Source organism: Brumimicrobium sp., assembly GCA_023957385.1.
In the GTDB taxonomy this organism is placed as follows: domain Bacteria; phylum Bacteroidota; class Bacteroidia; order Flavobacteriales_D; family Crocinitomicaceae; genus Brumimicrobium.
The window spans coordinates 487476-500776 of record JAMLGZ010000001.1 but is presented as its reverse complement, the minus strand read 5'-3'; the positions used below and the strand labels follow the sequence as shown (position 1 = coordinate 500776).

The 13301-nt window shown below is 33.3% G+C and carries 9 protein-coding genes; 4 read left to right on the top strand and 5 right to left on the bottom strand.

Annotated elements, in window-relative coordinates; all coding sequences use genetic code 11:
• Positions 1-2: 2 nt before the first annotated feature.
• The gene (locus M9897_02175; protein MCO5267685.1) at positions 3-770 is read right to left on the bottom strand and encodes a formylglycine-generating enzyme family protein; all 768 of its coding nucleotides are present in this window, start codon (positions 768-770) and stop codon (positions 3-5) included.
• A gap of 17 nt (positions 771-787) precedes the next feature.
• Entirely contained in the window at positions 788-2266 is a 1479-nt protein-coding gene (nirK, locus tag M9897_02170) for a copper-containing nitrite reductase (protein MCO5267684.1), read from the bottom strand.
• 249 nt (positions 2267-2515) lie between these two features.
• On the opposite strand from nirK, the gene M9897_02165 reads away from it, so the two are divergent.
• Positions 2516-3154 carry a CvpA family protein gene (locus M9897_02165; protein ID MCO5267683.1) on the top strand — a complete coding sequence of 213 codons (639 nt, stop codon included), beginning with the start codon at positions 2516-2518 and terminating at the stop codon, positions 3152-3154.
• Positions 3155-3206: 52 nt separating this feature from the next.
• The gene (locus M9897_02160) at positions 3207-4130 is read left to right on the top strand and encodes a mechanosensitive ion channel family protein (protein MCO5267682.1); all 924 of its coding nucleotides are present in this window, start codon (positions 3207-3209) and stop codon (positions 4128-4130) included.
• 135 nt (positions 4131-4265) lie between these two features.
• Here M9897_02160 and M9897_02155 read toward each other — a convergent pair whose 3' ends face one another.
• From M9897_02155 to M9897_02145, 3 genes are all read right to left on the bottom strand, one after another.
• The gene (locus M9897_02155; GenBank protein MCO5267681.1) at positions 4266-6779 is read right to left on the bottom strand and encodes a T9SS type A sorting domain-containing protein; all 2514 of its coding nucleotides are present in this window, start codon (positions 6777-6779) and stop codon (positions 4266-4268) included.
• A 139-nt stretch (positions 6780-6918) separates the two neighbouring features.
• The gene (locus tag M9897_02150) at positions 6919-7851 is read right to left on the bottom strand and encodes a PorP/SprF family type IX secretion system membrane protein (GenBank protein MCO5267680.1); all 933 of its coding nucleotides are present in this window, start codon (positions 7849-7851) and stop codon (positions 6919-6921) included.
• Positions 7848-9131 (bottom strand): gliding motility-associated C-terminal domain-containing protein, encoded by a 1284-nt coding sequence (locus M9897_02145; protein MCO5267679.1) that lies wholly within the window; start codon positions 9129-9131, stop codon positions 7848-7850. The genes M9897_02150 and M9897_02145 overlap by 4 nt, the downstream gene beginning before the upstream one ends.
• A gap of 197 nt (positions 9132-9328) precedes the next feature.
• Between M9897_02145 and M9897_02140 the strand changes: the two genes are divergently transcribed.
• Positions 9329-12589 carry a porin family protein gene (locus M9897_02140; protein MCO5267678.1) on the top strand — a complete coding sequence of 1087 codons (3261 nt, stop codon included), beginning with the start codon at positions 9329-9331 and terminating at the stop codon, positions 12587-12589.
• 341 nt (positions 12590-12930) lie between these two features.
• Positions 12931-13296, top strand: a complete 366-nt coding sequence (locus tag M9897_02135) for a hypothetical protein (protein ID MCO5267677.1) — start codon at positions 12931-12933, stop codon at positions 13294-13296.
• Positions 13297-13301: the final 5 nt, after the last annotated feature.

The following is a 13301-nucleotide window of genomic DNA, read 5'->3' as shown; positions in this document are numbered from 1 at the left end:
TATTATTTTACAGATTTAGCACATCTAAATCCTAAGTTTTTCACAGAATAATTGGATTTTAAACTACCTCTAAACGCATAACGCATAAAAGCAGCATAATTTCTTAGATCTTCCACATTAACAGCAGCACCACCACAAAAGAGATTAGCATTTTCATCTAAATCCTTGCGAGATTCTCCTGAGATTAATACAGAATTATAATCATACGTCCACTCCCAAACCAAGCCGTGCATATCATACACTCCCCAATAGTTTTTAAACGTACTTCCAATTACCTTGTCATACGAATTTGGTTTCTCATACCAGCTTAAGATGTATGCTGTGAATCCTTCCTTATCAGAAGCATCTTTACTTGTTTGATCGGCACGTGCAACATATTCCCATTCATCAACGGTTGCTAATCTTTTCCCTTGACATTCACAGTAGGCACGAGCGGCAAACCAAGAAATATTAGTGACAGGTGCATTTGGTTTAAACCCATTTTTTAGTTTTAAGCTTTCATCAAATTGACTGAGATAATGACTATCAGCATATAAAGCAAGTACATTCTTTTTCTGCCATTTTGGGTTTTCAATCAAGAATCGTTGAAATTCTACATTAGTTACTGGGTAAATATCTAATTCAAAATCATTTACTTTGATTGCATCTTGACCCGTAACATACAGAGGTTTAAAGCTACCTCCTTTAATTAAGGCCATACCTTTAGATTGTCCATAGATGAAATGAGAGAATAAAGAAATCAATACTATAGAAAACAATCTAAAAAGCATGGCTCTAATTTTATAAATTACTTTTTAGTTCTAACTTTCTGAACCATTTCCTGAGTAACCTCTGTTTTGTTGTTACCCCATTGACTATAAATATAAGTTAATACTGAGGCAACTTCTTCATTAGTCAAGTTCTGGCCAGGCATCACACTATTGTAAGTTTTTCCGTTAACTTTAATTTCACCAGATTTACCTCTCAACACAATCTCAATAGCACGGTTTACATCTGCGTTTAGGTAATCAGCTTTAGCGAGTGGTGGGAAAGCACCTTCAATACCTTGCCCTTCCGGTTGGTGACAAGCAAAACATGTTTTCTTGTATAATTTCTCACCATTTGCAATTTTATCAGCAAGAGAAAGTTCTACAATTGGTCCTTCTTCTTTAGCTGTTCCATTTGGCATAGATTGAATTACACCACCTTCAGGCAAGTAGATACCTTCCTGAATTTTACCTTTAAATACCACATCATTCTTATCTCCTGCAACGTTGATAATACCTAAAGCTCCTTTGTTGAATGCTCTAAAAATAGAGTGATCAACTAAGACTAAATCTCCCGGTACGTTTACTTTAAACTCAACAATAGCAGCCCCACCAGCGGGGATTAAAGTTGTTTGAATGTTTTCATTAATCAAATCCCCTCCTTCTACATATACTTTGTCAAAAATCTCCCCAATTACGTGGAAAGAAGATACTAAGTTTGGTCCACCATTACCCATATAAATACGGATAGTTTCTCCTACTTTTGCTTGTAGAGCATTGTCTCCAGTTAAAGCTCCAACTTTACCATTAAATACTACATAATCTGCTTGTTCATCAATAGCTTTCTGCATGTCAAATGGTTGGTGACCAGGTTTTCCATAAGCACCTTTCGTATAGAAATCACCTTGCATAATATAGAATTCATGATCTACTGGTGGTAAACCTTCTTCTGGTTCAACCAAGATTAAACCATACATACCGTTTGCTATGTGCATACCTACAGGAGCTGTCGCACAATGGTAAACATATAAGCCCGGATTTAATGTTTTAAAAGAGAAGACAATTTCTCTACCCGGAGCTACAAAAGAAGAGGAAGCACCTCCACCCGGTCCAGTAACAGCATGTAAGTCAATGTTGTGAGGCAATTTATTGTCTGGATGGTTCTTTAAGTGAAATTCCACTTCATCTCCCACTTTAGTTCTAATAAAGCTTCCAGGAACGGTCCCTCCAAAAGTCCAGTAAGTGTAGGAAACACCATCTACCATTTCTGCTTCGTGTTCCAAGATTTCCATATCAACAATAAGTTTTGTTGCTTTTCGGTCAGCAGTAGATTTAGGAACAAATGGTGGCGCAGTTAATTCTGCTATCATTTCTCCTTCTACTTTAATATCCCAAGGGTTGATTTTTTCAACTCTTCCTTTTCCATCATTTTTATTTGCACATGAAGAGAGTAAACCTACTGCTGCAAGTGCAAAGAAAAATAATGTTTTCTTGTTTGATAATTTTTTTAATGTTCTCATTTCAATAGTTTTTAAATTTCAGCAAAAATACGTATTCGTTATTATTAAGGGATATGTTTTATAAACTATTTCGGTTGTTTTGATAACAATCATAAAGGCACATGATAAATATTAGGTTATAACATGAATAAAGACAGTTTCATCTTATTTTATAACTAACAATCGAGAGACTATCTTTTCAAAAAAAACATGTTAGCAAGATTTTAGATTGAGTTAAGTAGCATAGTCTCGTGTCTTTATATTTGTATCATGAATTATGTAGATATTTTACTTATTCTTCCCATTTGTATAGGAGCTTGGTTTGGCTTCAAGAAAGGATTTATTATTGAAGTATTTACGCTTTTAGCCTTACTCACTGGAATTTATATTGCTATCCATTTTAGCGACTGGACGTCTAACCTTATCTTAAAAAATACGGAAACTGAGGGAAGTTATATACCAATTATTGCATTCACCATTACCTTTTTAGCAATTGGGGCTATGGTTTATTTTGCTGGAAAAATGCTTGAAGGAGTGGTAAAGGCTATGCAACTCAATCTTCTAAACAAACTCATAGGAATGATATTAGGAATTATCAAAGTAGTATATCTTCTTTCTATTCTACTAACCATTTTGGAAGGATATGATGACAAAGGGAAATTTATCCCTTCTACAACTAAAGATGCTTCGCTTTTGTATGAACCTATTCAAAAGATAACTATTCAGACTTTTCCATTTATGAAGGAAAGTATGTTGTGGGTAGATAAGATTAAACCATTCAAAGAGGATAATAATATATCTACAGATGATTTGTTAAAATTAAAACATACTGCTGATAGTTTAGGAGTTACTGTAGATGATTTGATAGAACTCAAACGAAAATCAGATAGTTTATCACTTCAAAAATAGAGGTGCTTTTTAATAATTACTATTTTAGTAGTCCATAAAATGACTTATGCAAATGACTTTTAAAAGACCCAAATACAGAATAGGTGTGTATATAATATTTGCTATATCTGTACTTATCCTACATTACTTACTTAATTTAGAAATATTTTCATCGCTCGGAAGTCTGCTTCCTTTCTTAAAGAAACTCACATTAAGTATATTCATCATTACCATTATTTTTGCAATTAGCAGAATTGCATCTCGCATTATTGATAAAGAAACAGAAGTTGAAGGAGATAGATATAATCTACATCGAATTACCAATTTACTTACAGTCATTCTTATTTTTATTGTCGTCATTGCTTTCCTATTTCAAAATCTTTATGCAGCAGCAGTTAGCTTTGGTTTAATTTCTTTAGTCTTAGGTTTCGCGCTTCAAGCTCCCATTACATCATTTATCGCATGGGTTTATATTGTATTTCGTCGTCCTTATCAGGTAGGAAATAGGATACAAATTGAGGGGAAAAGAGGAGATGTAATTGAAATTGGGTATTTAGACACAACTATTCTTGAATGTAGTGGAGAATATCTCGATAATGATCGAAGCAGTGGTCGAATTATACGCTTCCCTAATAGTATCATCCTAAAAGCAGAAGTTATCAATTATTCTGGTCCGCAAGAGCCTTTCATTTGGAACGAAACTCCTATCCAAATTGCTTACACTAGTGATCTGAAATTTGTGGAAGGATGTCTTTTAGCTGCCACCATGGAAGATTTTAAAGAACGATACTCCTATATGATCCCTCATGAGCTTGAAAAGTGGGAACCAGCAGTCTATTTTCGTGTAAATCAATATGCATGGTTAGAAGCCGTTGTACAATACCCAGTGGAACCAGAGGATACTACGGGACGTAGAACGCGTATTTTACAAAAAGCTCTTCCTCTGCTCAATGCACAGCCTAACAAGGTTATGTTCCCAGAGGGGACAAATAGATAGTTAAGGAAACGGGAAGTGGTACTTTTTAAGTAAACCTAAATCTCAAATCAACAGCTCAAATTCTAACAAGAAACATAGAAACAAAGCGTTTATTAGCCATTTCCATAAACTGTGTTAGCGTTTCGTTAAAATTATTTATTCAGATTTAATTATTTTCTTATCAAGAACCCTATCACCAGTTTTTATTTTTAACAAATAAATTCCTTTATTAATATTCTTTAAATTTAGTATAATTGGCTGTTGAATAGACTTGTAATAAGATGAATGAACAACCTTGCCTAAAAGATTATATATTTTCACTTCAGTTCCTAAAACATTATTTGAATTAAAATCAACTATGATTTGTTCAGTAAATGGGTTTGGATAAACAAAAACATCTTCATCTATATGGCTTTCTGTAATTGAATTTGTTGTGCAATCAGGCTCTCCGAATACCATTGGAGACTGATCACAATTGATATAATTATTAGTTGCGTTAAAATTAATTACATCATCTGTCCCCGCAAATAAATTAGGGCTAAAAGTTCTACTTTGTCCCAATGCAATTGTAGGTCTCATTAATTCATATTCTGCATTTAAAACATGTTTTAATTGATGGGCATGACCTAATTCATGAATAAGGACAGAGTAATAACTGAACTTAGTTGGAGATACACTATTTAATGAATAATCCCAAGGAGTATCAGAATTCATTTCTATTTCAAATCCAGTTACAAATATTTCATGTTTTGTTATCTCATCTTGAAAGCATGTAACAGAAATTAATGGGTCAGTATATGCAAATTGATCTGTTGAGTTGGTCTTGGAACTACCAATTGATATCAATGAATTTGGAGTTTGTGATAAGTCATCGTAGAGTATTTTAAAATTTACGCCTGTTTGACACGCCCAATCTCTAATGGCTTTCTCCGTTACTACTTTTTTTATTGAGTCATTTAAAATTTCTGAATTGAAAGCAAAGACATAACCAGTTGTATCGTAGATTAGATTACCTCGCTTCTTAAGATATTCATTCCCATAATCTAAACCATGATTTTGAATAGAATATTCTACAAATAACTCAGTATTTGAAGTTGTATTATCACCCCATTTGTTTTTAACTATGAATTTACCTGTTCCAATACCAGCATTATTTTCTGACACTATTAAGGAAGTTGCAGAAACTTTAATTTCAGTATCAGACCAATACAAGTAGTCTATTGGGTCTAAACGAGTTAAATGCGAGGTCGGAAAATTTGACGAATTTACATCCGCATTTCTAAATCTAACTTGAGCTGAATCTAATCCATTATTATGAAATCTATCTTCACCAAAATATTTTCCTTCTATAGTAATTACTTCCCCAATTCCTGTTGCAACTGAAGGAGTAAAAGAAGTGATTATTGGTTTGCAAAGTTCATCTTGGATAGATATTCCGTAATCAGTAGAATCGTATGAATAGATATCAGTTGATTCATCATTGGAATTTATAGTATAAAAAGAGAAAATGGGCGTAAATAAGATATCGAAAAACTCAATATTTACAGGGAGTTCGCACTGGTGAATAGTAATCTTCACGTGAAGAATTTGTTGAGGAATTGAAGAAAGTTTTGTTCTATTTAATGAAACCGCATTAAATTCGCATCCAAAAGGAATGCCTAAGGTTGAACTATTTTCATCGATCACATTAATGTTTGGGTCAATGTATGTATTTGGATTAAAATTTGCTCCTCTTGTTATAATTACATTTCCATTTGTTACAAGATTGCTTCCAAATGCATTTGTATTATAAGTTAAACGAATAAGTAAATTGTCAAAATAACCTCCTTCAATATCACTTGCTAAAATATCAAACTCGTAATACCGGAAATTAACATCATCCGTCATAGTTTCGTTGCCCAATTCAAGTTTTAGAGTATGGCTAGATTTCGCAGTAAATTCGGTTTGATTAGCCTTTTTGATCTCTGAATTGGCGATAAACTGATTGTAATTAATGAGATTCTCTTGATAATTATTGTTTTTTATTGCTGAACCATCGTTTAAGAAAACACTTTTTTTTTTAGTTTGAGAACTTTCGTCATTTACTTTATCACTAGGAACATCACTATAATCAGTATCATATAGATAGTCAACACCATATTCTTCATTCATAAATCTTGCAAGGTCTTCCTCGGTTTTATAGAAAATGTTGTAATTATTACTTTTTACACCAGCGCAATCGTATCTATTTAAATCAATCTTCATAGGCTTAAAATGGAAAGGTTGTAATATATTTTTATTATCCGTTTCCCTTTCTAATGTTGCAGGAATAGTATTTAATTCCATAAAAAAGATTCCAGGATACATATTGGGTATATAATTTTCGTATTTACCATTATTGTTGATGTGGTTACGGCTTAATTTTGTAATTACTTCAACATAACCAGTATCTATATATTCATGCCCTTTCAATACTCTTGTAACTTTAACAAGATAAGAAGTGTTTGTTGTGTATGCGCTTCTTAAACCATATTCTCCAGTAGTATTTGTATTTGCCTTTCCAGTACTATCAATAAAAAATTCTGTAGCTGAAACTGCTACTCCTTCAAAAATGATTGGGGGCTGTTCTTCATTTTGTGAAAGAATTACTAATGGATAGATTAAAATTAAGATAGACAATATTGTTTTCATAATAATTTTTTTTTGCTGTAAAGATACAAATATTATTCCCTTTTGCTTTGTTTTAATGAAGGCTAACTGTTTATTTTTAACCGTAAATATCACGAAGTTCTACGTTCTTTGCAGTTAAATCATTTATATTCTTGATTTACTATTCGAATAGTGGGCAAGCACTCTGAGATCTAGCCTTTTCTCTACAGCCATTAAATTGAAGGGAGATTTCATGTGTATGGAAATTTCCTCCACGAATAGAGGAGGTAATAAAATCAAAACTATACCCAATAGAAAATTTACCAATGCTCACTTTTAAGAAAGCAATCAATGCATCCGTATTACGATAACCTAAACCTAAAACAACCGTGTTCTTAATATCAAACATAACATTGAAATCTATACTCATCGGTCCAGCAGGTGGAATTCTTACTAAAAGTACTGGTAAAATAGAATTTCCATTCTCAAATGAGAATTTCCCCCCTGCCTGAATTTTTGTATGGATTCGGAAACGAGATGCAAACCCAATATTTTTCCATTTATTCATGGCCAACTGATCAACAGCAGCGCCAACAAAGAAATGTTGAGCAGAATACCAACCACCAAAGCTTATTAAAGGAAATAAAAAATTATTTGAAGATTGAGCTACAGCAGGGTCTGCATCTATAGTAGTTACTTTTGTTTGATCAAATCCAAGCTGTTGCACACCTCCCAATACTCCAAAACTTAAATGTTGCTCTTTTCCAAGTGGTATATGTAAGGCATAAGCCAATCCAACAGAAAAATTGCTGAGAGGTCCAAAAGCATCACGCTCGATCTTTCCTCCGATACCATGAAAAAAGTCACGATACCTTTTTGCTCTTTTAAACAAAGGAGCGTTAATTGTAAACAGACCACTCTGGGGTGCGCCTTCAATTCCTATCCACTGCGCACGGTAGGCTGTACGAATATCTAAACATTTTTTTACACCTGCCAATGCTGGATTAATAGCAAATTGATTAAAAGACCATTGAGAATATTGCGAAATTTGTTGACCATATACCATATATGACACAAATAGTAATCCAATAAGAATACATCCTTTTTTTCTCATCTTACAATAGTAACTGTACCTTTTAATGGTTTATCAAATTGTTTATCTCGGAGATTAATTACATAGAAATATGCCCCAGAAGCTAGTTTATTTCCTGACTTGGAAGTTCCATCCCATCTTTTCTCTACAGTATATCCAGTAGTCTGAAAAACTAATTGTCCCCAACGCGTATATACTTGGATACTGCAATCTGGATATTGTTCTATTCCTAAAATCTCCCATGTTTCATTAATTCCATCACCGTTCGGTGAAAATGTATTTGGTATTTCCAATCCACTCTCAACAAATACTGTTGCTTCATCTGTAATAGAGCAAATTCCATTATCAGCTGTTAGAAAGTAGGTTGTGGTAGTGGATGGACTCACTATAGGAGTTATTGTATTGGGATCACTTATTTCATAATTAGGTGTCCACACAACATTAGTGCCTGTTGTTTGCCCATTTAATATAACACTTTCTCCTTCTTTAATATATTTATCTTCGCCCGCATCTACAAGAAAGTCTAACACGGTAAAGGTTAGTGTATTACTATAAACAGTATCTCTACATTGATTGAAGCAAGAAGTTTTGGCGGAAACCACATCTCCATTTTGAAGATAATTAAATATATAAAAAGTATCAATAGTAGTTCCCATGTGACTTCCATTTACATACCATTCTGTAACAGATTGCTCATCACAACCTAAGGCCTTTGAATAAACGGTAATAGCATTCCCTTTGCAAAGAGTTGCAGAACTAGAGCTAATACCAAACCAAGGATTTCTGTTTGCTCCAGGTCCATTCACAAGCACATCAAAAGTTGCTTCCGCATATTTGGAGGTGCCAAAGGATCCATTTATGACTAAATAATAAGTCGTATTGGGAGGTAAGGCAGTAGCTGTAATAGAAAAATTCCCTGTCCCATTTGCTTGGCAATTTGATATTAATGTGTAGGAAGAAGAAATACAAGGCAGAGTAGCTTCAATGAAAGCAGCCTGCAACTCATTCCCTTGTCCTGGGAGGTTTTGGAACACCAAATTTGAAAAATTCACATTGACAGTTCCACCTAAATCATTGGTTTTAAATGTAGCCCAGATAGTGTTCTTCCCTGAAAAGCAAAAAGTAAAATCATCTTCACAATTTGAGCAAACAGTAGCATTCGCATTGATGTTATTTAAAGTAAATTTCTTACCTGGGCATAATTCTATGGCATTTGCACAATTATTATAGGATTCTTGTGCCCACGTCACGTGAAATATTAGGGAACTAAATAAACAGAAGATGAGATATCTGAATGTCATTTGCTTCTAAATCTTTTTAGAGAAAACGAAGATAATATTATTTTATGTTATTTATGCTGAAAAATAAGATAGATCATGGAAAGATATCTCATTTCTAAATAGTCTATTTTCCAAAAAATTAAGAAATTATCTAATTTTTGCTTTATTTTGTACAATCCTTGGTTTAGTTTTTGGATACCAAGAGAAAAATAAACATTATGACACGATTTATATTTGCAATCTTTTTAATCTATTTAGTTGGCTCATCCTCATTTGGGCAAAAAATTAACTATGATGATTATGACAATACTTCAAGATGGTTTTTAGGTCTAGATTTAGGGCATACATGGCATACCTCCGATGTAAAAAACGTAAAAAAACGTTTTCCAATCGGTGCAGGAATCAATTTAGGCTATTCATTTAATCAAAAGTATAGTTCTCCTATTTCCATTGATTTACGCTTTCGTGTAATTGGAGGAAGTTGGTATGGTCAAGATACAAAAGCTACTGGTTCTATTGGGAACAACTTTGCAGTAAAGCAATACTATGATACAATTGGTATGGTTGTTCAAAATTTTAGAGCCAGACAAACGGATTTCTCATTGGAATTAGCCTTACACTTTAATCGTTTACGTGAACGATATGGAATTGATCCTTATATTTTTGGAGGATTAGGTTACACGCTTACACAAACAAAAGGAGATTTATTTTCTGAATATACAGAAGGCGCTGGGTGGAACATATATCCATACGATACACATCCTTCTGGAGATATTATCAAACAAGAATATACTGTGCCATTGGATAAAAACAGTAAAGGAAAAGCCTATAATAAAACTCGTAAAGAAGCATCTACCATTCTACCTAGTATAGGGATTGGTATAGGGTATTTTATCAATGCCCGTTGGTCCATAGGATTAGAGCATCGTTCTACTTTCTTCCGCAGTGATTATTTTGATGGTACTTCTGTAACTCAAGAAGGGAAGCCAAGCAAATTTAAGAATGATATTTACCATTACACTAGTTTCTATATCAAATGGTATTTCCCTAAAGGAAACATTACGAAAGATCGTGATGATCACATCACCCCTCCAATTACACAACCAGAGCCAGAAACTGCACCACAACCAACCAATCCTCAGCCTACACCTACACAACCAACTCCTCCAAATAACGGGCGAGATGAAACAACAGTTCCCACTCCAAAACGCCCTCCTATAATCAAATTTACTAACCCTTATACTACTTCTACAGTTACACAAGATGAGGTATTCTCTTTAGTGGCAAACGTTCAATATGTAAATAGTGCAAATGAACTTACATTTACACAAAATGGAGAAGTATATACATCATTTATCTACACACCATATAATAAAACCTTCAAAACAGATATACTTCTCGTTCCTGGGAATAATATCTTTAAATTAGTGGGGGTAAATGCGGATGGAACTGATCAAGATGAGGTAATTATTTTCCGTGAAGAGGAGACTCCAGATGGGCTTCCACCTGTAGTAAATATAGTTTCACCTGAATACAGTCCTTATATAGTAAATCAAGAAAATTATATTGTAAAGGCAAACGTTCAAAATATACAAGCGAGGAATCAATTGACAGTAACCTTTAACGACAAGCCTTTCTCTGATTTCAGTTTTAGCAGCCAATCTGGGGTTAATTTTTCAGCAAACTTAACTTTATTGTCAGGGGTGAATGAATTAAAAATCATAGCATCTAATGAAGAAGGGATTGATATGGATAAAACCGTATTAATTTACTCCAGAGAAACTACACCACAAGGAACTCCTCCTACAGTAAAGATTATTAAACCAAATAATAAACCATACAATACATCAAAAGATGTAGAACCAGTAGAGGCAACTGTTACAAACATAAATGAAAAAGCTCAGCTTCAGGTGAGAATTAATGGTGTAAACACAAGCAATTTTAACTTTAATTCCAGTACGAAGAAAGTATCTTTCAATGCTAGTTTGATGACAGGAATGAATTATATTACTGTAATTGCTACAAATGCTTTTGGAGAAGCTAGTGATGATATTCAAATTATACTGAAAAAGGCTGTTGTTTTACCTCCTACAGTTAAGATAATCACTCCAGAAGCTAATCCATATACTACTTCCAATACAGTAGAAAGGATTGTTGCTAGAGCAGAGAATATAACTAAAAGACAAGAGATTGAAATATTAGATAATAATAGAGTGATCTCAATTTTCAATTTCAACACATCTTCCAAATTAATCGAATTTGATCTCCCTATTACCTCAGAGAGTCATTTAGTTAAGATTAATGTAACGAATACCGCTGGAAGTGCAACCGATTCAAGGGTAATTCAGAAAAAGAAAATAGTCGCTTTACCTCCAACTGTGAAGATAATCATTCCGGCTACAAATCCATTTACTACAACTGGAACAACACAACAAGTGGTAGCAAAAGTAGAAAACATCACTCAAAAACAGCAGATAGAGGTAACTGTCAATAATTTAATCGTTACTAATTTCAATTTTAATAGTTCAACTAAACAAATTGATATAAGTCCTTCCCTATCTCAGGAAAGTAATAGTGTTAAAATTAAAGTCACTAACAACGATGGAACAGCAACTGATCAGGTAACTATAAAAGTAAAGAGAGAACCAGTTATAGAAAAACCCATTGTCGGATTTATTAATCCTGCAACTCCAGGCTTATCTACTTCAACTTCTATATATGAACTAAAAGGATATGTAAAGAATGTAACTGCAAAAGAAAACGTTACTGTTTATCTTAATAATGAAAAGATTGACCAACAGAAATTCACATTCAATGCTTCTAACGGAGAAATTATTTCTTCTGTCAATCTAAAACTGGGAAAGAATGATTTTACAATAAAAGGAGTTAATTCAGCTGGTGAAGATATGGCAAGTTCTTCTATCAATAGAGTAGTTGAAACAAAAACTCCTATAGATATCAATATACCGAATACTCCTGATCCAGTGTGTGGCGTGTTCATTGATACAAAAGTAAAGGAATATGATGTGTGCATTCAGACACCTACAGGAACATACAATCTGAATACCTTAACAAATAATACACAATTCACATATAATGGTCCAGCATCAGGAGTATTTTTCAAAACATCTTCTGCAGGAAAAGCACTTGTAAACGGAGCCGATTACACACTTAATTCTGGTAGTTATTATAATTTCATAGGAAACTTAACAGTAGAAATTAAACGAATAGGCATCAATTGGAATATATGTGTAAAATCTCAAAGACGACCAATTGTTGGAACAAATGAGAATCCTATTTTAAGTCCTTGTTTATCAACTCAAGAAAAATCGAATGAGAATGCAGATGAAGATAAAGGAAATGGAAAGGGGAAAAAACCAGTTATTGAAACTACGCCAAATCAAGAAGAACAAGAAAAAGCCCCCCATCAATCTACCCCAACAAGAGAAGAACCAACTCGTAAGCCTGGAGGAAGATAGTATTCATTTCAATTTCTAATTAATTTTTCATTTATATAGATTGAATACAACTTGTTGCGTATTTAAAGTAAATTGAGGATTATGATGTCAACCCTTAATACATTCTCTCCTATCATCAAAAATACTCGGTCTGACATCTAGATAAACTATCAGACCGAGTATTTTTTCAAAGAAAAATGTATCGAGGGCTGACTAAACACATTTCATATGCAGTAAAAATCAATGATTTTATTAGTTTTTATAAATGCACTGCTGATTAAAAAAAACAAAAAGATGCAACCATTCTTTGTGACAAATCGTCTATTTATCGTAACTTCGTCTTTTTAACTTAATTTTACACGATGAAAACAGTATTATTTATGACACTATTTTGCTTTGCTAGCATTGGTTTTTCTCAAAATATTGATAAACGACTTTTGCCAAGATATTCTGAATCAGAATTAGTAAGCATGCAAAAAAACAACCCTGATGAATATTCTATCCTAGTAAGGGCATTAGATGTAGCCGTATCTATCGGTGAATATTTTGAACAAGATGGAAAAACAATCCAATTTGATGGTGAATTAGATGCAGATCCATCTACTCCTCAAACTTTTATAAGCTTGGGGGTTGATTTACTAGACAATAGAAATCAGTATTTTAAATTTAAAGGAACCAACAAAATAGCTATTGTTTATTCCAAGAATACCATTATGCAAATCAAATAATAATT